This window comes from Nocardioides sp. FY1077 (assembly GCF_058681775.1).
Window position 1 is genome coordinate 736,197 of the sequence record NZ_JBZWDB010000002.1, and the last position, 20,579, is coordinate 756,775.

16 protein-coding genes are annotated in these 20,579 nt (G+C 75.4%); 11 read left to right on the forward strand and 5 right to left on the reverse strand.

Annotated features, from left to right (window positions below; genetic code table 11):
• Position 1: 1 nt before the first annotated feature.
• A complete protein-coding gene (locus AC4OR8_RS08495; RefSeq protein WP_492165097.1) occupies positions 2-793 on the reverse strand; it encodes a hypothetical protein in 792 nt (263 codons plus the stop codon).
• Positions 794-797: 4 nt separating this feature from the next.
• A complete protein-coding gene (locus AC4OR8_RS08500; RefSeq protein ID WP_492165098.1) occupies positions 798-2,054 on the reverse strand; it encodes an MFS transporter in 1,257 nt (418 codons plus the stop codon).
• A gap of 82 nt (positions 2,055-2,136) precedes the next feature.
• Here AC4OR8_RS08500 and AC4OR8_RS08505 point away from each other — a divergent pair, with 82 nt between their 5' ends.
• From AC4OR8_RS08505 to AC4OR8_RS08555, 11 genes are all read left to right on the forward strand, one after another.
• Complete coding sequence (locus AC4OR8_RS08505; RefSeq protein WP_492165099.1) at positions 2,137-3,306, forward strand: winged helix DNA-binding domain-containing protein; 1,170 nt, start codon at positions 2,137-2,139, stop codon at positions 3,304-3,306.
• A gap of 26 nt (positions 3,307-3,332) precedes the next feature.
• Positions 3,333-4,058 (forward strand): TIGR03936 family radical SAM-associated protein, encoded by a 726-nt coding sequence (locus AC4OR8_RS08510; RefSeq protein ID WP_492165100.1) that lies wholly within the window; start codon positions 3,333-3,335, stop codon positions 4,056-4,058.
• 361 nt (positions 4,059-4,419) lie between these two features.
• Positions 4,420-8,397 carry an Rne/Rng family ribonuclease gene (locus AC4OR8_RS08515; RefSeq protein WP_492165101.1) on the forward strand — a complete coding sequence of 1,326 codons (3,978 nt, stop codon included), beginning with the start codon at positions 4,420-4,422 and terminating at the stop codon, positions 8,395-8,397.
• Between the two features lie 246 nt (positions 8,398-8,643).
• Entirely contained in the window at positions 8,644-8,952 is a 309-nt protein-coding gene (gene rplU, locus AC4OR8_RS08520) for a 50S ribosomal protein L21 (protein ID WP_492165102.1), read from the forward strand.
• A gap of 51 nt (positions 8,953-9,003) precedes the next feature.
• Entirely contained in the window at positions 9,004-9,258 is a 255-nt protein-coding gene (gene rpmA / locus AC4OR8_RS08525; protein ID WP_492165103.1) for a 50S ribosomal protein L27, read from the forward strand.
• Positions 9,259-9,407: 149 nt separating this feature from the next.
• Positions 9,408-10,952, forward strand: coding sequence for a GTPase ObgE (gene obgE / locus AC4OR8_RS08530; protein WP_492165104.1), 1,545 nt, complete (start codon positions 9,408-9,410; stop codon positions 10,950-10,952).
• Positions 10,953-11,010: 58 nt separating this feature from the next.
• A complete protein-coding gene (gene proB, locus AC4OR8_RS08535) occupies positions 11,011-12,138 on the forward strand; it encodes a glutamate 5-kinase (RefSeq protein ID WP_492165105.1) in 1,128 nt (375 codons plus the stop codon).
• 60 nt (positions 12,139-12,198) lie between these two features.
• Positions 12,199-13,167, forward strand: coding sequence for an endonuclease/exonuclease/phosphatase family protein (locus tag AC4OR8_RS08540; protein ID WP_492165106.1), 969 nt, complete (start codon positions 12,199-12,201; stop codon positions 13,165-13,167).
• A 740-nt stretch (positions 13,168-13,907) separates the two neighbouring features.
• Positions 13,908-15,080 carry a cysteine desulfurase family protein gene (locus AC4OR8_RS08545; protein ID WP_492165107.1) on the forward strand — a complete coding sequence of 391 codons (1,173 nt, stop codon included), beginning with the start codon at positions 13,908-13,910 and terminating at the stop codon, positions 15,078-15,080.
• 28 nt (positions 15,081-15,108) lie between these two features.
• On the forward strand, positions 15,109-16,215 hold the full coding sequence (gene mnmA / locus AC4OR8_RS08550) for a tRNA 2-thiouridine(34) synthase MnmA (protein ID WP_492165108.1): 1,107 nt from the start codon (positions 15,109-15,111) through the stop codon (positions 16,213-16,215).
• A complete protein-coding gene (locus AC4OR8_RS08555) occupies positions 16,212-17,240 on the forward strand; it encodes a uroporphyrinogen decarboxylase/cobalamine-independent methonine synthase family protein (protein WP_492165109.1) in 1,029 nt (342 codons plus the stop codon). The genes mnmA and AC4OR8_RS08555 overlap by 4 nt, the downstream gene beginning before the upstream one ends.
• A 42-nt stretch (positions 17,241-17,282) precedes the next feature.
• Here the strand turns inward: AC4OR8_RS08555 and AC4OR8_RS08560 are convergent, their stop codons facing one another.
• From AC4OR8_RS08560 to AC4OR8_RS08570, 3 genes are all read right to left on the reverse strand, one after another.
• The gene (locus AC4OR8_RS08560; RefSeq protein WP_492165110.1) at positions 17,283-18,908 is read right to left on the reverse strand and encodes an MFS transporter; all 1,626 of its coding nucleotides are present in this window, start codon (positions 18,906-18,908) and stop codon (positions 17,283-17,285) included.
• 164 nt (positions 18,909-19,072) lie between these two features.
• On the reverse strand, positions 19,073-19,651 hold the full coding sequence (locus AC4OR8_RS08565) for a TetR/AcrR family transcriptional regulator (RefSeq protein ID WP_492165111.1): 579 nt from the start codon (positions 19,649-19,651) through the stop codon (positions 19,073-19,075).
• Between the two features lie 244 nt (positions 19,652-19,895).
• Positions 19,896-20,576, reverse strand: a complete 681-nt coding sequence (locus AC4OR8_RS08570; RefSeq protein WP_492165112.1) for an alpha/beta hydrolase — start codon at positions 20,574-20,576, stop codon at positions 19,896-19,898.
• Positions 20,577-20,579: the final 3 nt, after the last annotated feature.

Below are 20,579 nucleotides of genomic sequence, written 5' to 3' on the forward strand. Positions count from 1 at the left end.
CTCAGGCGGTCACGTCACCGCCTCGACCGCCGCCCAGGCGGCGGTCGAGGTCGCTGCCGTCGGTGGCGAAGACCACGCAGACCAGCGCGTCGCCGTCCTGCGGCGGGTCGTTCGGGGTGATGCCGAGCAGGGTGAGGTCGGCGAGGTCGCCGTCGGGCACCACGCCCTGCGACGTGGCGAGGTCGGTGCAGAACGACGACACGTCGCCGGTGTAGTCCTCCACCTCGTCGCCCTCCAGGGTGGTCGCGCCCACGACCTCGCCGCCGTGGGGGCTGTCGCACGCCACGACCTCGATCCCGCTCACCGGCTCGTCGAGGTCGTCGGTGAGGCCGGAGGCGGTGAAGCAGTCGCCGGTCTCGAGCTCGTCGATGCTGCTGTAGCGCTCGCCCACCACGACCACGGCGACCACCGCGCCGACCGCGACCAGCGTGCCGAGCACGCCGACCACCACCGCGGTCACCGCCGCCCACCGGCCGCTGCGCCGTCCGCCGCTGGTGCGTCGCAGCCCGACCACGCCCAGCACCGCACCGACCACCGACAGGCAGCAGGTGAGGCTGAGCACCAGCGCGACCACCGACACCGCGTCGGTCTCCGCGCCCGCGGGCCCGGGCCGGGCGCCGTACGGCGCCGGCTGGCCGTAGGGGTTGGCCTGGCCGTAGGGGTTGGCCTGGCCGTACGGCGCGGGCTGGCCGTGGGGGCCGGGCTGGCCGTAGGGGCCGGGGGAGGGCGGGGCGTCGGGCCGGTCGGGTGCGTCGTCCGGGCCGGTGCCGGGCCCGCCGGGCGGTGTCGTCACGCGGTCACTGTAGGGGCGCGCCGCGCGCGCCGACCTGGTCCTCCACGAACACGGGGCGCGCGGCCAGCGCACCCAGCACCGCCAGCGGCGCCACCAGCGCCGTGAGCAGCAGCAGGGGCACCGTCCAGCCGCCGGTGGCGTCGTAGAGCACGCCCACGACGAACGGCCCGAGAGCGGCCATCAGGTAGCCCGTCGACTGGGTGAACGCCGAGAGGGCGGCCGTGCCGGTGGCGGTGCGCGAGCGCAGGCCGATCAGGGTCAGCACCAGGGGGAAGGTGCAGCAGCCGATGCCGGCCAGCACGGCCCACAGCGGCGCCGCCCACGACGGGCCCACCAGCATGCCGACGTAGGCCACCGGGTAGGTGGCGGTCACGGCCAGCACCAGCGCCCGCGGGCGGGAGGTGGAGGCCAGCCGGCGGGGGAGCCACAGGCTGAGCGGGATGCTCACGCCGGCCACCAGGCCCACCAGCGCCCCGGCCGCCGACGCCGACCAGCCGTCGTCGCGCCACAGCTGGGCGAACCACCCGAAGATCACGTAGGCCTGGATCGACTGCAGGCCGAAGAACCCGGCCATCACCCAGCCCAGCGGGGTGCGGGCCACGTCGGTGAACGTGATCCCGTCCCCGCCGCCGCCGGCTGCTGCGCCGTCCGCGCCGTCGCCGCTGCGACCGCCGGGGCCGCGGTCGGTGGTCGGCGGGCTCCGGTCGAGGCGGGCCAGCACCACCCACGGCACCACGGCCACGACCGCCAGCAGCGCCCAGGTGCCGAGGCCCGAGCGCCAGCCGCCGGTGGCGTCGGCCAGCGGCACGGTGAGGGTGAGGGCGGCGGTCAGCCCGATGGCGAGGGCGGTGGTGTAGAGCGCGGTCACCTGACCGATGCGGTCGGGGAAGTGGCGCTTCACCAGGGAGGGCAGCAGCACGTTGGCCATCGCCATGCCCGCCACCGCCAGCAGCGAGGTGGCCAGGAACACGAGGTCGGAGTCGGTGAGCACGCGGGCCACGAGGCCGGTGACCGCGGCGAGCAGCGCCACCAGCGTCGTGCGGTGGATCCCCGCGCGGGCGGCCGCGGCCGGCGCGAACGCACCGAAGACGGCGAAGGCCAGCACGGGCAGCGACGTCAGCAGCCCGGCCTCGGTGGCCGACATGTCGAGGCCGTCGCGCACCTCCGCCAGCACCGGGCCCACGCTCACCGCCGCCGGGCGCAGGTTGAGCGCCAGCAGCAGCACGCCGACGAGCACGAACGGGACCGGACGTCGACTCACCGCGTCATGCTCGCACCGCACCGACCGGCCCCGAGGATCGGCCCCGGCGGGGACGTCGGTGCGGTGGGGCAGGATGCGCGTCGTGCGCCACATCGACGACGACCGGCGGCGTGCGCGGGTGGCCCGCCGGCACGCGCTGGCCCCCGCCCACCGCCTCGACGACGCGGTGGCGGCCACGCGTGCGATGACGGTGCTGCACGCCACCGAGCCGCCCACGGTCCACCTGTCGCTGCAGGCGCGCGTCGACGGGCTCACCGTGGGCGACGTCGAGCGGGCGCTCCACGACGACCGCAGCCTGGTCAAGCAGCTCGCGATGCGCCGCACGCTGTTCGTGTTCCCGCGTGACCTGCTGCCGGCGGCGTGGGGGAGCGCCTCCGCCCGCGTCGCCGGCCCTGTCGGCGTCCGGCTGGCCAAGGACGTCGAGGCCGCCGGCCTCGCCGACGACGGCACGGCCTGGCTCGAGGCCGCGCGGGCCGCCACCCTCGCGCGGCTCGCCGGCGGCGACGCGCTCACCGCCCAGGAGCTCCGCGCGCAGGTGCCCGAGCTGGCGGGGCGACTCCACGCCGGCCCCGACGGGCGGGGTGGCCTGCCCGTGGGGCCCCGGGTGCTCACCCAGCTCGGCGTCGAGGCCCGCATCGTGCGCGGGAGCAACGCCTCCCACTGGCGGGTCTCCCGCCCGCGGTGGACCACGATGGAGACCTGGCTGGGCGAGGTGCCGCCCGCCCTCGCCGCCGAGGCCGGGTGGGCCGAGCTCGCACGACGCTGGCTGTGCACGTTCGGCCCCGGCACCGCCGCCGACCTGCAGTGGTGGCTCGGGGCCACCGCCGGCATCACGCGACGCGCGCTCGACGACGTCGCGGCCGTGCCGGTGTCCCTCGACGGCGGCGCCACCGGCTGGGTGCTGCCCGGCGACGACGACGGGGGCGACGACGCCCCGGTGGAGCCGTGGGCGGCGCTGCTGCCGGTCCTCGACCCCACCGTCATGGGCTGGAAGGAGCGCGGCTTCCTCCTGGGCCCCCACGCCCCGCGGCTCTTCGACCGCAACGGCAACGCCGGCACCACCGCCTGGTGGGACGGTCGGGTCGTCGGTTGCTGGGTGCAGGACGCCGACGGCGTCGTCGAGGTGCGCCTGCTCGAGGACGTGCCGGCCGCGGGGCGCGACCTGCTCGACCGCGAGGCCCGGCGGCTCACCGACCTCCTCGGCGGCGAGCGCGTCGGCACCGTCTACCCGTCGCCGGCGATGAAGGGCTGAGCGCCACCTCTCGTACCCTTGCGCCCGTGCGTGAGCAGCCCGAGCAGCAGGCCCCCCCGGTGCAGCGACTCCGGATCCGCTACGCCAAGCGCGGGCGCCTGCGGTTCACCAGCCACCGCGACTTCAGCCGGGCCTTCGAGCGTGCGGTCTTCCGCGCCCGCATCCCGATGGCCTACTCCTCGGGGTTCAACCCGCACCCCCGCATCTCCTACGCCGGTGCCGCGCCGACCGGGTCGGCCAGCGAGGCGGAGTACCTCGAGATCGGGCTGGCCGCCGTCGTCGACCCCGCCGGCGTGCACGCCGAGCTCGACGAGGCCCTGCCCACCGGGCTCGACGTGCTCGAGGTCGTGGAGTCACCGGGAGGCTCGCTGGCCGACCTCCTCGAGGGCAGCCGCTGGAGCCTCGACGTCGCCGCCGGCCCCGACGACGCCGCGCGGGCGGTCACGGCGTTCCTGGCCGCCGAGCAGGTGGACGTCGAGCGGATGACCAAGAAGGGCCTGCGCACCTTCGACTGCCGCGCCGCGGTCACTGCGCTGTCCTGCGGGCCGCGCAGCGTCGTCGGGGGCGGCACGAGTCTCGACCTCGTGCTGCGCCACGGCGTGCCGTCGGTGCGGCCCGACGACGTGCTGACCGGCCTCGCCGCCGTCGGCGGGCTGCAGGCGGGACCGGCCCCCCTGCTCACCCGGCTGGCCCAGGGCCCGCTCGACGAGACGGGCACCGTCGTGCGCGACCCGCTGGCGCCTCGCGCATGACCTGATCGGCGGGGCGGTGTGCGATACTCGCCGCGGTCGACGACCCGAGGTGCAACCCGCCGAGGCCGACGACCCGACGACGTTCTCGCCGGCTCGCACTGATGGGGTCGGCACAGTGGGTGCACGTCGTCGCCAGACCGCGACGCGGCCCGGTCGGCCTCGGTGACAGCGAGCCGGCCCTCGGCCCCGAGATCCTCGGGGCAGGCCCAGCGACCGCGGCAGGTGACGAGACGGCAGCCAGTGACGCACCGCGGAGGGTGTCGCCGCCACCGAAGGCTTTGCGCCTCTGCCCTGCTCCCGCGGGCCGGGGCGTCCGACCCGCCCGGGTCGCCAGTGCGCCCCCCGGGCAGAGGAGCACCACATGCCCGACGAGATCCAGGGCGAGGAAGCCCCCGCCACTGCGACCGGTGCCGACACCGGCACGGCCGAGCCGGCCGCGGACACCGCGCCGGTCGTCACCGTGACCACGCGCACCAGCACCCGCAAGACCGCGGCCAAGTCCGCCACCGCCAAGAGCGCCACGAAGTCGGGCGCCACCAAGAAGGCGGCCAAGAAGGCACCGGCGAAGAAGGCCACGGCGGACGACGCGGCCCCCGAGGTGCCTGCCGAGGCCCCGGCCGTCGGTGAGAGCGCCGACGACACCCCTGCCGCGTCGGCGCCGGTGAAGAAGGCCGCCCGCAAGCGGGCCACCAAGAAGACCGCGGCCGCCGAGCCCACGCAGGCCCCCTCCGCCGAGCCCACCGAGGCCGCCGAGGCCGCCGAGGCCCCCACCGACGGCGTCACCGCCGCGACCACGACCGCGCGCAAGGCCCCGGCCAAGCGGGTCCGCAAGACCGCGACCAAGAAGGCCGCCGCCTCCGGCGAGGCCCCGGCCGACGCGCCCGTGACGGCCGACGCCGACCCCGCGGCCCCGGCGGTCGACCCGACCGGCGCCTCCGCCGACACGGTCGCCGCCGTCGACGTCCCCGCTGCCGGCGAGCCCACCGCGGCCCCTGCCTCGGCCGCCGTGCTGTTCCAGGCCCCCGACACCACCCAGGCCGGCAAGGCCACCGTCACCCGCCGCACCCGGTCGAAGGCCTCCCCGGCCACCCGGCCGGCCGCCGCGGCGGAGCCCGCTGCGCCCGTCGCGCCGGAGACCCCGGAGCCCGCGGCCGAGCCGGTCGCCCAGGACGCGACCCCGAACGCGGCCGACGCGGACCAGGCACCCAGGACGCGCACCACCACCACGACCCGCAGTCGCGGTCGATCGCGCGCCGCGCGCCCCGCCGTCGAGGAGGCGCCCACCGAGCCGGCGGTCGACGAGGAGGAGCTCGAGAAGACCGCGGCCGAGGCCGCCGCCTCGACCCCCGACGACACCGTCGCCGCCACGGACTCCGACGACGACGGTGACGACACCGACGGCAGCGCCGACGACGCCGAGGACACCGACGACTCCGAGGACACCGACGGCCAGGGCGGCGGACGCCGTCGCCGCCGTCGTGGCGGTCGCCGCCGTCGCAAGTCCGGTGACTCCTCCGCGCAGGACGACACCGACGCCGACTCCGACGAGGAGCCGGCAGCCCGCCAGCAGCAGGGTGGCGGCCGCGGTCGCCAGGGCCAGCAGGCCGCAGCGCCGCAGGACGCCCAGGACGCCCAGGACGGGGGCGCGGCGGACCGCCCCGACACCGACGGCGCCGGCGACAGCGGTGCCGACGACAGCGCCGACGACAACGGGGACGGCGGGAGCGGCGAGGGCTCGTCGCGCCGCCGCCGCCGGCGTCGCCGCTCGGGCGACGACAACGGCGACGGGGGTGACCGCAGCGGGGACCGCAGCAGCGACCGCGGTGACCGCGGGAGCAACCGGGGCGGCGACGACGCCGACCAGTCGAGCAGCCGGGCGCGCAAGCCGCGCAACGCCGAGGACGAGATCACCGCCATCGCGGGCTCGACGCGCCTCGAGGCCAAGAAGCAGCGTCGCCGCGACGGCCGCGAGGCCGGGCGCCGCCGCGCCCCCATCGTCTCGGAGGCGGAGTTCCTGGCCCGCCGCGAGTCGGTCGACCGCACCATGGTCGTGCGCCAGCGCGACGACCTCACCCAGATCGGCGTCCTCGAGGACAAGGTCCTGGTGGAGCACTACGTGGCCCGCGAGTCGCAGACCTCCATCATCGGCAACGTCTACATCGGGCGGGTGCAGAACGTGCTGCCCTCGATGGAGGCGGCGTTCATCGACATCGGCAAGGGCCGCAACGCCGTCCTGTACGCCGGTGAGGTGAACTGGTCGGCCATGGGCCACCGCGAGGGCCAGCCCCGCAAGATCGAGTCGGTGCTGTCCTCCGGGCAGCCGGTGCTGGTGCAGGTCACCAAGGACCCCATCGGCCACAAGGGCGCCCGGCTCACCAGCCAGATCAGCCTGGCCGGCCGGTTCCTGGTCTACGTGCCCGACGGCACCACCAGCGGCATCTCGCGCAAGCTGCCCGACACCGAGCGCCACCGCCTGAAGACGCTGCTCAAGCAGATCGTCCCCGAGTCGGCGGGCGTCATCGTGCGCACCGCCGCCGAGGGCGCCTCCGAGGACGAGCTCACCCGCGACGTCGAGCGGCTCAAGGCGCGCTGGGAGGACATCGAGAAGCGCACCAAGGGCAGCGCTCCCCAGCTGCTCTACGGAGAGCCCGACCTGACGCTGAAGGTCGTGCGCGACCTGTTCACCGAGGACTTCGCGCGCCTGGTGATCCAGGGCGACGACGCGTGGAGCACGGTGCAGGACTACGTCTCCCACGTCGCCCCCGACCTCGCCGACCGCCTCGAGCGCTACGAGCCGGCCGAGCACAACGGCCACGACCTGTTCTCGACGTACCGCGTCGACGAGCAGATCGCCAAGGGTCTCGACCGCAAGGTGTGGCTGCCCTCGGGCGGCTCGCTGGTGATCGACCGCACCGAGGCCATGACGGTCGTCGACGTGAACACCGGCAAGTTCACCGGCTCGGGGGGCAACCTCGAGGAGACCGTCACCAAGAACAACCTGGAGGCGGCCGAGGAGATCGTGCGCCAGCTGCGGCTGCGCGACATCGGCGGCATCATCGTCGTCGACTTCATCGACATGGTCCTGGAGTCCAACCGCGACCTCGTGCTGCGCCGCATGGTGGAGTGCCTGGGACGTGACCGCACCCGCCACCAGGTGGCCGAGGTGACCTCGCTGGGCCTGGTGCAGATGACGCGCAAGCGCATCGGCACCGGCCTGCTCGAGGCCTTCAGCGACACCTGCGAGCACTGCCAGGGCCGTGGCATCGTCACCCACGACGAGCCCGTCGAGCCCAAGGGCTCCGACGACGACGGTCGCCGAGGCGGCGGTGGCGGCAACGGCGGTGGCGGCGGCAACGGTGGCGGCGGCAACGGCGGACGCCGGGGTCGCAGCGGTCGCGGTCGCGGCCAGGACGACGCCGAGGTGGTCAGCGCACCGCCCAAGGCGCCCTCGCCCAAGGACATCGCTGCGATGGCCCGGCCCGCCGAGCCCGAGCCGTCCGACGTGCCCGTGACCCAGGACCGGACGCCCGACGCCGCCGACGGCGCTCGTGTCGACACCGCGGACGTCGACACCGCCCACGTCGACACCGCGGTGGTCGACAGCGCCGGCGAGCTGGCCCCTGAGGCTGCTGCCGACACCCCGGTGGCCAGCCCGGCCCAGCCGGTGGTCGAGCAGGACCCCGCCGACGCCGCCGACTCGCCCACCGTGGCCGAGCCGGTGACCACGGTGACCCGGGGCAGCCGCCGCCGAGGCCGCGGCGGCGCCTCCCGCGCCGCGCAGCCGCAGGTCGAGGCCGACCAGGCCGACCAGCCCGACCAGCCCGACCAGCCCGTCGAGCAGGCTGCGGAGCCGGTCGAGCCGGAGCAGGTCTCGGAGCCCGAGGCGCCGACGACCCCGGAGCCCGAGGCCCCGGAGTCGTCCGAGGCGTCGGTGTCGCCGGAGTCGCCGGACGCGGCGGCCGACCCGGCCCCCGCGACCACCGTGGTGACCCGCACCCGTCGCCGCACGGCCACCCGTCCCGCCGGGCAGCCGGCCACCGCCGCGGCTCCTGCCGTGGTGGTCGTGGCCGAGCCGACGCCCGCACCGGTCGAGCAGGTCACCGACGCCCCGGCGGCCGCACCGGCCCGGGTGGTAACCCGCACCCGCGGGCGCAGCGCCACCCGGCCCGCCGGCGCGCCGACCGCCGACGCGGCGGACGCCGACAACGCCGCAGGCACGGCAGACGGGACGGCCCCGGCCGTCGCGGCGCCCGGTGACGAGCCGACGTCCGACGGCGGCGAGCCGGCGGGCGCAGGGGAGCAGGCCCCGGTCGTGCGCACCCGCTCGCGCCGGCGCTGACCCGGTCTGCGAGCACCCGACAGCCCGCGACGGGCCCCGCCAGCGCGGGGCCCGTCGCGGCGGGTGGCACCGAATTGCTGTCACCCGCGGGGGTCCGTAGTATGAGTCCTCGGTGCGCCTCGTGCGTGCCCTCCTGCCTGGCACCACCCACCCCGCGGCCCACCGGCCGGCGGTGGCGACGCTGGAGCCGCAGGCCCTGACACACCTGTCAAACAGACGCAGCATGAACCGACGAAGGAGACCGCGGTGTACGCGATCGTGCGCGCAGGCGCCAAGCAGCAGAAGGTTGCCGTGGGCGACGTCATCGAGATCGACAAGGTGACGACCGGCGTCGGCGAGACGCTGACCCTCCCCGTGGTCCTCGCCGTCGACGGCGAGAGCGTCACCGCGGGTGCCGCCGACCTCGACAAGGCCTCGGTCACCGTCGAGGTGCTCGGTGCGACCAAGGGCCCGAAGATCATCATCCAGAAGTACAAGAACAAGACCGGGTACAAGAAGCGCCAGGGCCACCGCCAGCGCTACACCCAGGTCAAGGTCACCGACATCTCCCTCTGACCCTCCCGGTCCCAGGCCCCGAGCAGCACAGCGCACACCAAAGGATCTGACATGGCACACAAGAAGGGCGCGGCGTCCACCAAGAACGGCCGCGACTCCAACTCCCAGCGCCTCGGCGTCAAGCGCTACGGCGGCCAGCTCGTCAACGCCGGCGAGATCATCGTGCGCCAGCGCGGCACCCACTTCCACCCGGGCAGCGGCGTCGGCCGCGGCGGCGACGACACCCTGTTCGCCCTGCAGCCCGGTGCGGTCGAGTTCGGCACCCGGCGCGGTCGCCGGGTCGTCAACATCGTCCCCGGCGAGTGAGCTGACCCCACCCCGCACGACACGTACGACAGGGCGTCCCGGACACCGGGGCGCCCTGTCGTGCCTTCCGGGCCGCCCGCCCGGACCAGCGGCGACACGCACCTGACCCACCCCCGCACCACCCCCGCACCGCACCGAGAGAAGGCACCATGGCTGTCCCCACGTTCGTCGACCGGGTCACGCTGCACGTCAGCGCAGGCCGCGGAGGCGACGGTGTGGCCTCGGTGCACCGCGAGAAGTTCAAGCCCCTCGGTGGCCCCGACGGCGGCAACGGTGGCCCGGGCGGGTCGATCATCCTGCGCGTCGACACCGACGTCACCACGCTGATCGACTACCACCACAGCCCCAAGCGCCGTGCCGAGAACGGCGGCCACGGAGCCGGGTCGCACCGCAACGGCGGCCACGGCTCCGACCTCGTGCTGCCCGTGCCCGAGGGCACCGTGGTCACCGACGCCCGCGGCACGGTGCTCGCCGACATGGTGGGCCCCGGCACCGAGCTGGTGATCGCCCAGGGCGGCCGCGGTGGCCTCGGCAACGCCGCGCTGGCCTCGTCCAAGCGCAAGGCCCCGGGGTTCGCGCTGCTCGGCGAGCCGGGCGACGAGCTCGAGATCGCCCTCGAGCTGAAGGTCGTGGCCGACATCGGCCTGGTCGGCTTCCCCAGCGCGGGCAAGTCCAGCCTGATCGCCGCGGTGTCGCGGGCCCGGCCGAAGATCGCCGACTACCCGTTCACGACGCTGGTGCCGAACCTCGGCGTGGTCAGCGCGGGCGACACCACGTTCACCGTCGCCGACGTGCCCGGCCTCATCGAGGGCGCCAGCGAGGGCCGCGGCCTTGGCCACGACTTCCTGCGCCACATCGAGCGCTGCGCGGCGATCGTGCACGTCGTCGACACCGCCTCCATCGAGCCCGGCCGCAACCCGGTCGACGACCTCGACGTGATCGAGAACGAGCTGAGCCGCTACGGCGGGCTGGAGGACCGGCCCCGGCTGGTGGCGCTGAACAAGGTCGACGTGCCCGACGGGCGCGATCTGTCCGACATGACCATCGACGAGTTCCGCGCGCGGGGCCTGCGGGTCGTGCCGATCTCGGCGGCCTCCGGCGAGGGAGTGCGCGAGCTGACCTTCGCGATGGCCGAGATCGTCGCCGCCTCCCGCACCGCCACCGCCGTCGCCGCGCCCACCCGCATCGTGCTGCGGCCCCCGGGCGTCGACGGCGGCGCCGACTTCACCGTCAGCCGCACCGTCGACGGCTGGCGGGTGCGCGGCACCAAGCCGGAGCGCTGGGTGCGCCAGACCGACTTCAGCAACGACGAGGCCGTGGGCTTCCTCGCCGACCGCCTCGACCGGCTGGGCGTCGAGGCCAAGCTGCTCTCGCTGGGCGCCGAGGAGGGCGACGCCGTGCTGATCGGCGACCCCGACAACGCGGTGGTCTTCGACTTCAAGCCCGGCATGGACGCCGGCGCAGAGATGCTCGGACGCCGCGGCGAGGACCAGCGCATCGACCACTCCCGCCCGGCCGCCTCGCGTCGCCGCGAGATCGACGAGGCCATGGAGTTCCGTGGCGAGAACGAGACCCGCGCCGACGTCGCGCGCCGCCTCGACGCCGAGCGCAAGCCCGAGACCCACGGGCCCACGTCGTACGAGATCGGCGGGAGCGACGACCCCGACTGGGCCGAGCAGGACCCCGACCGGTGACCCGGCCGGCGGTGGCAGGCCGGTGACAGGGCCGGTGACTGGGCCGGTGACTGGGCCGGTGACTGGGCCGGCCGGGCCCCGCGAGGCGGTGCTCGCCGCGCGCAGGGTGGTGGTCAAGGTCGGCTCGTCGTCGCTGACGACCGCTGCCGGCGGGATCGACCCCGCGCGGGTGCGCGACCTCGTCGACGTGCTCGCCGCCGTGCGCGCTCGTGGTGCGGAGGTCGTGCTGGTGTCGTCGGGGGCGATCGCGGCCGGGCTCGCCCCGCTCGGGCTGGCCCGCCGTCCGCGCGGGCTGCCGGCCCAGCAGGCCGCGGCGGCCGTGGGCCAGGGCCTGCTGGTGCACCGCTACACCGAGGAGCTGCGCCGCCACGGCCTCACCGCCGGGCAGGTGCTGCTGACCGTCGACGACGTCACCCGCCGCACCCACCACCGCAACGCCCAGCAGACGCTCGCCACCCTGCTCGACCTCGGCGTGCTGCCGATCGTCAACGAGAACGACACCGTGGCCACCTCCGAGATCCGCTTCGGCGACAACGACCGGCTCGCCGCCCTGGTCTCCCACCTCGTGCACGCCGACCTGCTGGTGCTGCTCTCCGACGTCGACGGCCTCTACGACGCCGACCCGCGCGAGCCCGGCAGCCGCCTGGTGGCGGAGGTGCACGGCCCCGGCGAGCTCGACGACGTGCAGGTCGGCGCCCCGGGCGCGGCCGGTGTCGGCACGGGCGGCATGGCCACCAAGGTGGAGGCCGCCGGCATCGCCACCGGAGCCGGCGTCGCGGTGGTGCTCACCTCGGCCGCCCGGGCCGCGGAGGCGCTCGCCGGGGAGCCCGTCGGCACGCTCTTCCACCCCACCGGACGCCGCCGACCGACGCGGCTGCTGTGGCTGGCCCACGCCACGGAGCCTGTGGGCTCGCTGGTGCTCGACGCCGGCGCCGTGCGGGCCGTGGTCGAGCGTCGGGCCTCGCTGCTCGCCGCGGGCGTCACCGGGGTCAGCGGGAGCTTCCTGGCCGGTGACCCGGTCGACCTCGTGGGCCCCGACGGCACCGTGGTGGCCCGTGGCCTGGTCGGCTTCGACGCCGCCGAGGTGCCCGCCCTGCTGGGGCGGCGCTCCGCCGAGCTCGGCCGCGACCTCGGGTCCGCCTACGAGCGCGAGCTGGTGCACCGCGACGCGCTGGTCGTGCTGTGACCCCGCGCCCGCCCACCCCCGGACGACCGGTGTCGGGCGGCGCGGCCTAGGTTCGCACGCGTGCGGTGGCGACGAGGTCTGTGGTGGGTCCTGCTCCTGGTGACCCTGGCGCCTGCGGTGGTGCTGACCACGGCCCGGCTGGCCGACCTGCGCGCCGCCTGGGCCGTGCAGGCCGTGGCGTTCCTGCCGCTCGCGCTCCCGGCGTACGCCGTGGCGCTGCTGCTCCTGCTCGGTGCGGCCGTCGTCGGCCGCGGCCGACGCGCCCCGGCGCTGCTCGCCGCGGTGGTGGTGCTCGCCGCCGGTGCCCTGCACGCGTGGTGGTGGTCGCCGCTGGTGTCCGGCACGGCGCCCGACGCCCCCGACGGCGAGCGCCTCACGGTGATGACCTCCAACCTGCTGATGGGCGGTGGTGACGGCGTCGCGGTCGTGCGTGCCGCCGCCGAGGCCGACGTCGACGTGCTGGTCGTGGAGGAGGTCACCGACGCCGCGCTGGCCGACATGGAGCGCGCCGGGCTCGCCGAGCTGCTGCCCGAGCGCATCGGCGAGACGGGGGAGACCATCACCGGCACCATGGTCTTCTCGCGCCTGCCCCTCGGCAGGGCCTCCGAGGTCGACACCTACACGCAGTCGTGGGTGGTCGACGTCGGCGACCTCACCCTGCTCGCGGTGCACCCCGCCGCGCCGGTCGACGTCGAGGCGTGGCACGCCGACCACCGCCTGCTGCGCCAGACCGCCGTCGAGACCGGCGCCGACCTCGTGGTGGGCGACTTCAACGCCACCCTCGACCACCAGCCGATGCGGCGCCTGCTCGAGGCCGGGTACGCCGACGCCGCGGCCCAGCGCAACGCCGGGTGGCAGCCCACCTGGCCCGCGAACGGGCTCTTCGACGTGCTCGGCGTCCCGCTGCCCACCAGCGTGGCCATCGACCACGTGCTGCTCGCCGACCCGCTGCTCGCCCTCGACACCCGCACCGTCGAGATCGAGGGCACCGACCACCTGGCCCTCGTCGCCGACCTCGGCCGCGGCTGACCCGGCCCCGTTCGTTGGTCGGCAGGGCGCGCAGCGCCGGCCCCGTTCGTTGGTTGAGCAGGGCGCGCAGCGCCCGTGTCGAAACCCCCGCCGCGTGCGCTGGTACTGGTCCTGGTCGATTCCCAGCGGGGGTTGCCTGGTCTCGATACACCTCGTCGCTGGCGCTCCTCGGCACTCGACCACCGAGGGAGTTCGTTTTCGTTGGTCGGCAGGGCGCGCAGCGCCGGCCCCCCGTTCGTTGGTCGGCAGGGCGCGCAGCGCCCGTGTCGAAACCTCCGCCGCCTGCGCTGGTACTGGTCGTGACCGGTCCCAGCGGAGGTTGCGTGGTCTCGATACACCTCGTCGCTGGCGCTCGTCGGCAGGGCGCGCAGCGCCGGCCCCCCGTTCGTTGGTCGGCAGGGCGCGCTAGCGCCCGTGTCGAAACCTCCGCCGCGTGCGCTGGTACTGGCCCTGGTCGATTCTCAGCGGGGGTTGCGTGGTCTCGATACACCTCGTCGCTGGCGCTCCTCGGCACTCGACCACCGAGGGAGTTCGTTTTCGTTGGTCGGTGGGGCGCGCAGCGCCCGTGTCGAAACCTCCGCCGCGTGCGCTGGTACTGGTCCTGGTCGATTCCCAGCGGATAGGTGACGTGGTCTCGACACACCTCGTCGCTGGCGCTCCTCGGCACCCGACCACCGAAAGCGCGGGCGAGGGGCGCCGTTGGGGGTGCGTGTGCCGGTGCGCCGTAGGCTGGGAGCGACATGAGCACCGCACCCGTCTACCTCGACCACGCCGCGACCACCCCGATGGTCCCGGCGGCGGTGGCGGCGATGACGCAGCAGCTGAGCGGGGTGGGCAACCCCAGCTCGCTGCACGCCTCGGGCCGCCGCGCGCGGCGCGTGGTGGAGGAGGCGCGGGAGACCCTCGCCCAGGCGCTCGGCTGTCGCCCCGCCGAGGTGGTCTTCACCTCCGGGGGCACCGAGGCCGACAACCTCGCGGTGAAGGGCGTCTACTGGGCGCGCCGGGCCGGCGACCCGCGCCGCGTGCGCATCCTGTCGACCGCCGTCGAGCACCACGCCGTGCTCGACCCGCTGCACTGGCTGGCGACCTGCGAGGGCGCCGAGGTGGAGCTGCTGGCGGTGGACGCCGACGGGCGCCTCGACCTCGACGCGCTGCGCGCCGCCGTGGCCCGCGACCCGGAGAGCGTCGCGCTGGTCTCGGTGATGTGGGCCAACAACGAGGTCGGCACCCTGCAGCCCGTGGAGGAGGTCGTCGCGATCGCCGCGGAGCACGGCATCCCGGTGCACACCGACGCCGTGCAGGCCCTCGGCACGGTGCCGCTCGACTTCGCCGCCTCGGGGGTCGACGCGATGACGGTCACCGGCCACAAGGTCGGTGGCCCCTACGGCGTGGGCGCGCTGGTGGTGCGCCGCGAGGTGGAGGTCACCGCGCTGGTGCACGGCGGCGGCCAGGAGCGCGACATCCGCAGCGGCACCATCGACACCCCCGCCGCCGCCGGGTTCGCCGCGGCCGTCGAGCTCGCCGTGAAGCACCAGCCCGACCACGCCGAGCGGGTGCGGGCGCTGCGCGACGAGCTGGTGGCCGGCGTGCTGGCCGCGGTGCCCGGGGCAGTGCTCAACGGCCACCCCGTCGACCGGCTGCCCGGCAACGCCCACCTGTCGTTCCCCGGCTGCGAGGGCGACTCCCTGCTGATGCTGCTCGATGCCCGCGGCATCGAGTGCTCCACCGGCTCGGCGTGCTCGGCCGGGGTGCCCCAGGCCTCCCACGTGCTGCTCGCGATGGGCCGCCACGACGACGACGCCCGCAGCTCGCTGCGCTTCTCCCTGGGCCACACCTCCACCGCCGCCGACGTCGCCGCCGTGCTGGAGGCGATCGGCCCGGTCGTCGAGCGCGCCCGGGCGGCGCGGCTGTGAGCGCCTCGCGCACGGCAGGGCACCGCTGATGCAGGTGCTCGCCGCCATGTCCGGGGGAGTCGACTCCGCGGTCGCGGCAGCCCGCGCCGTCGAGGCCGGCCACGACGTCACCGGCATCCACCTCGCCCTGTCGCGCAACCCGGCGTCCTACCGCTCCGGGGCGCGTGGCTGCTGCACGATCGAGGACAGCAACGACGCGCGTCGCGCCGCCGACGTCATCGGCATCCCGTTCTACGTCTGGGACCTCTCCGAGCGCTTCCACGCCGACGTGGTGGAGGACTTCACCGCCGAGTACGCCGCGGGGCGCACCCCCAACCCGTGCCTGCGGTGCAACGAGAAGATCAAGTTCGCCGCCGTCCTCGACCGGGCCCTCGCGCTCGGCTTCGACGCGGTGGCCACCGGCCACTACGCCCGGCTGCGCACCGGACCCGACGGGCTGGTGGAGATGCACCGCGCCCTCGACGCCGGGAAGGACCAGTCCTACGTGCTCGGCGTGCTCGACCAGCAGCAGCTGGCCCGCTCGCTGTTCCCGCTGGGCGGCTCCACGAAGACCGAGGTGCGCGCCGAGGCGGCCCGACGCGGGCTGCTGGTGGCCGACAAGCCCGACAGCCACGACATCTGCTTCGTCGCCGACGGCGACACCGCGGGATGGCTGCGCGACGCGCTCGGCGACCGCGCGCCCAACCACGGCGGGCCCGTCGTCGACGAGGCCACCGGCGCCGAGCTGGGCCGCCACGACGGCACCTACGGCTTCACCGTCGGCCAGCGCAAGGGCCTGCGCCTCGGCACGCCGGCGCCCGACGGCAAGCCCCGCTTCGTGCTCGACATCGAGCCCGTCAGCGGCACCGTCACCGTCGGCCCGCGCGAGCGGCTCGCGGTCTCCCGCCTGGACGCCGACCGGCCGCGCTGGTGCGGCAGCGCGCCCGACGTCCTCGCGGGCGACGCGGTGACCGTGCAGCTGCGCGCCCACGGCGGCGAGCACCGCGCCCGGGTCGAGGTGGTCGGCGAGCGGGTCTCGATCGAGCTGCTCGACCCCGCCAGCGGCATCGCCCCCGGCCAGGCCGCGGTCGTGTACGACGGCACCCGCGTGGTCGGCTCGGCGACGATCACCGCCACCGAGCGGGTGCCGGCGTGAGCGGGCCCGAGCACGACCGGCCCGCCGTCGCCGTGGTCGCCACCGGCATCGGCTCGATGCCGGGCGACGACGACGCCGCCCACCGCGAGGCCACCCGGCTCGTCCTCGACGTGCTGCCCGACCTGCCGTACCTGCCCGAGCTGCCGGGCCGGGGAGCGGCGGCGTCGATGACCGGCCGCGGCCTGGCCGTGCTGGCCGAGCTCGGCGCCGACCTGCAGCCCGCGGGCTGGCGGCTCACCGGCGGCGGCGCCGGCGCCGACCACCGCCGCGCCCGCAGCCTGCTCGCCCAGGACCTCGACACCTTCGAGGAGCTGGCCCAGGGCCTGACCGGTGCGGTGAAGGTGCAGGTCGCAGGGCCGTGGACCCTCGCGGCCACGGTGGAGCGGCCCCGCGGCGACAAGCTGCTCGCCGACCACGGCGCCCGGCGCGAGCTGGCCCAGGCGCTCGCCGAGGGCCTCGGCGCCCACGTGCACGACGTACGCCGCCGCCTGCCTGAGGCGAGCCGGCTGGTCGTGCAGGTCGACGAGCCGGTGCTGGCCGCCGTGCTCGACGCGCGGGTGCCGACCGCCTCGGGCTTCGGTCGTCACCGCGCCGTGCACCCGCCCGAGGTCTCGGAGGCGCTGGGCTGGGTGCTCGGCGCCGTCACCGAGGCCGGGGCCGAGCCGTGGGTGCACAGCTGCGCCGCCGGTACGCCGCTCGGCCTGCTGCGCGGGGCCGGGGCGCGCGGTCTCGCGGTCGACCTCTCCGTGCTGAGCGCCCGCGACCACGACGACCTCGGCGAGGCGCTGGAGGCCGGTGACAGCGTCGTGCTCGGCGTGGTGCCCTCGACCGACCCGGCCACGGCTCCCACCGAGAAGCAGGTGACCGAGCGGGTGCTGCGCTGGCTCGACGCGCTGGGCCTCGACCCCGGCGAGGTCGCCGGTCGGCTCCTGGTCAGCCCCACCTGCGGCCTGGCCGGGGCGTCGGGGCCCTGGGCCCGCGCGGCGTCGGAGCTGGTACGGGCGACGGCCCGCCACCTCGGTTGAACCCAGCCGGGGTGACGGGCCGTCGGACGACCTGGGGGACGCTCAGCCGATGTGCACCGGTGCGCCCTCAGGCCCGTCGGTGGCCAGCTCCTCGTGCTTGACGTCGAGGAAGAGCCACACGATCAGCGAGCCGACCAGGATCATGACCGCACCCACCAGGAACGCCGCGGTGGCGCCGTCGGTGAAGGTGCCGAGGAACGAGGCGTACTCCAGCTGGGCGGGGCTCAGCTGGTCGGCGCCGGGCACCCCGCGCAGGTCGGAGGAGAACGTCTCCCCGGTGTTCTGGGCGAACTGCAGCGACACGGTGCTGAGCACCGCGAGGCCGAGCGCGCCGCCCACCTGCTGCATGGTGTTGAGGACGCCCGAGCCGATGCCGGAGTCCTCGGCCTTCACGTGGTGCACCGCGGTCAGGGTGAGCGGCACGAAGACCATGCCCATGCCGACCGCCATCAGCGTGATGTAGGGGAAGATCGCCGTCCAGTAGTTCAGGTCGGCGCCGACGTACTCGTTCTGCCCGAGCGCCTGGAGCACGCCGGCGGCGGAGTCGTCCACGGAGATCCGCGAGAAGCCGAACAGGGCCGCCGCGGCCATCAGCGTGCCGATGCCGGCGATGAAGCGCGGGTCGACGCGGTTGACCAGGTTGGACGACAGGCCGGCGCCGACGACGATGCCGACGGAGAACGGCAGGAACGCGAAGCCGGTGTGCAGCGGGCTGTAGCCCACGACCTGCTGGATGAAGAGGCTGAGGAAGTAGAACATCGCGAACATCGCCGCAGGCACTAGCATCATCACCGCGAAGCTCGCGGCGCGGGTGCGGTTGCGGAAGATGCGGATCGGCAGCAGCGGGTGCGCCGCGCGCGACTCGATCAGGCCGAAGACGACGAGCAGCACGACACCGGCCACCAGGGAGGCGATGGTCCAGGTGTCGCCCCAGCCGTGTGCCTCCTCGCCGGCGCGGGTCAGGCCGTACACGATGCCGAGCAGGCCGAGGGTGCCGGTGACGGCGCCGGGCACGTCGAGGTGGCCCTCGCTGCCCTCCGACTCGTTGAGGAAGCGGGGAGCGAGCGCCGCGGCGACCAGGCCGATCGGCACGTTGATCAGGAACGTCAGGCGCCAGCCGTCGATCTCCGTGCCGAGGACCTCGGGGGAGATGCCGGTGAGCCAGCCGCCGAGGATGAGGCCGACGGCCGCACCCGCACCGGACATGGCGGCGTAGATGGCGAAGGCACGGTTGCGCGCCGGGCCGGCCGGGAACGTCGTGGTGATCAGCGCCAGGGCGGCGGGGGAGGCGAGCGCGGCGCCGAGGCCCTGCAGGCCACGGGCGGCGAGCAGCAGCGGCTCGTTGGTGGCGATGCCGCCGAGCAGCGAGGCCACGGCGAAGACGATCAGGCCGATCATGAAGACCCGGCGGCGGCCGTAGAGGTCACCGAGACGACCGCCGAGCAGCAGGAGGCCACCGAAGGACAGGGCGTAGCCGGTGACGATCCAGGTGAGGTTGGCCTGGTCGATGTCGAGGTCGGCGCCGATGAACGGCAGCGCGATGTTGGCGATGGTGGCGTCGAGGACGACCATCAGCTGGGCGATCGAGATGAGCACGAGCGCCCATCCCAGGTGCAGCTCGCGCTGCGGCTTCCCGACCTGCTGGTCGGGCGGTGCGGTGTCGGTCATGACGTGTCCTGGTGTCCTTGTTCTCGGTCCGGTGTGGCGGGGTGGTGCTCGTGGTGCGAGCGGTGGCGCAGCGGTGCGGCGGGTGGTGCGGTCGGGGCCGGGCCCGGCCCCGGGCCCGGTTCAGCGGTGGTGACGGATGGTTCGTGCGGCGGGCGACGTGGCCGTCACGCCGTGGTCGCGGCGGGCAGGATGATCTGGTCGATCACCCGGGTGACCGTCTCGGCGTCGGGCACCTGGCCCAGCACGAAGACGCGGTGCATGACGATGCCGGCCAGGGCCGGCTCGAGGAGGTCGAGGTCGACGTCCGCACGCAGCTCGCCGCGCTCGCGCGCCCGCTCCCAGATCGTGCGGGAGGCGGCCACCTTGTCGCCGAGGACGTCGCGGCGGAAGGCCTCGCCGAACTCGGGGTCGACGGTGAGGGCGGTGATGATGCTGCTGAACTGCGCCACGGTGTCGGGGTCGGTGAGGCCGCCGAATCCGCAGAACGCCGCCTGCAGGTCGCCGCGGAGGGTCCCGGTGTCGGGCACCTCCGGCACCTCCTTCATCGCCTTCAGGGCGTCGATGACCAGTGCCACCTTGCCGCTCCAGCGGCGGTAGAGGGTGGCCTTCGACGCCTTGGCCCGGTGGGCCACGGCATCCATGGTGAGGCGGTCGTAGCCGACCTCCCCGAGCAGCTCGAGGGCAGCGGTGAGGATCTCGCGCTCGCGGTCGCCCTCCACGCGTGGTCGGCTGTCGGGGGTCATCGGGTCTCTCTCACGTCGTTCACACGGATGAAACGGAACGGTTCCGTTTCGTCGAACAGCGTACGGGTCCCCGGTGTTCCCGGCCAAGCGAGATTTCGCTGCGAGGTGGTGACGATCGCGTGTCGCCGAGGTGACCGGGTCGTCGGCCGGGTCGTCGCGAGGGCCGTCGAGAGGGCCGTCGAGAGGGCCGTCGAGAGGGCCGTCGAGAGGGTCGTCGAGAGGGCCGGTCACGGGCCCGGGCCGCCTACGGGAGCAGGTCGAGGCAGGAGTCGAGAGCGAACCGGTTCCACGACGGCACCCGGCGCAGCATGTAGTGACCCACCCGGCCCATGTCGGTGGTCGAGGCCTCGCCGGCCACCTGCGCGGCCCGGGCGACGTACGCCGCGCTCTGCCGCGCCGAGGTGATCTTGTCGCTGCGGCCGTGGGCGACCAGCAGCCGCCGTCCGGCGAGCGCGTCCACGGGGTCGCCCGGCGGCAGCCACGGCGCGAGGGCCACCACGCCCACCACGGAGGGGTCGTCGGCGACCCGCACGGCGGCGCGGGCGCCCATCGAGTGCCCGCACAGCACCACCGGCACCTCGCCGTACGCCGCGCGCACCCGCTCCAGCGCCCACCGGGCGTCGGCGACCACGTCGGCGCCGTCACCGTTCCAGCCGCGGCGGCGGTAGCGCAGCAGCCAGCTGGCGACGCCGGCGGCGTGCAGGTCGGGGGCGAGCGCGCGCTGCAGGGCGTCGACGCGCCGCCACGAGGCGCTGCGCGCGTCGACCGGCAGCTGCGAGGCGGGCTTGCCGCCGTGCAGCAGCAGCACCAGCCCGCGCGGCACGCCCTCCACGTCGAGGCAGGTGAGCGAGGGCTGGCCACCGGGTCCGCCCGGTCGTCCGGGGCGCGGCGCCCCCGGACGCGGTGCGGGCGGGGAGGCGGTCACGGG

Coding starts and splice junctions, on each gene's coding strand:
- AC4OR8_RS08515 (WP_492165101.1), top strand. CDS start 4,420: ATGCCCGACGAGATCCAGGGCGAGGAAGCCCCCGCCACTGCGACCGGT.
- rpmA (WP_492165103.1), top strand. CDS start 9,004: ATGGCACACAAGAAGGGCGCGGCGTCCACCAAGAACGGCCGCGACTCC.
- obgE (WP_492165104.1), top strand. CDS start 9,408: ATGGCTGTCCCCACGTTCGTCGACCGGGTCACGCTGCACGTCAGCGCA.
- AC4OR8_RS08545 (WP_492165107.1), top strand. CDS start 13,908: ATGAGCACCGCACCCGTCTACCTCGACCACGCCGCGACCACCCCGATG.
- mnmA (WP_492165108.1), top strand. CDS start 15,109: ATGCAGGTGCTCGCCGCCATGTCCGGGGGAGTCGACTCCGCGGTCGCG.
- AC4OR8_RS08560 (WP_492165110.1), bottom strand. CDS start 18,908: ATGACCGACACCGCACCGCCCGACCAGCAGGTCGGGAAGCCGCAGCGC.
- AC4OR8_RS08565 (WP_492165111.1), bottom strand. CDS start 19,651: ATGACCCCCGACAGCCGACCACGCGTGGAGGGCGACCGCGAGCGCGAG.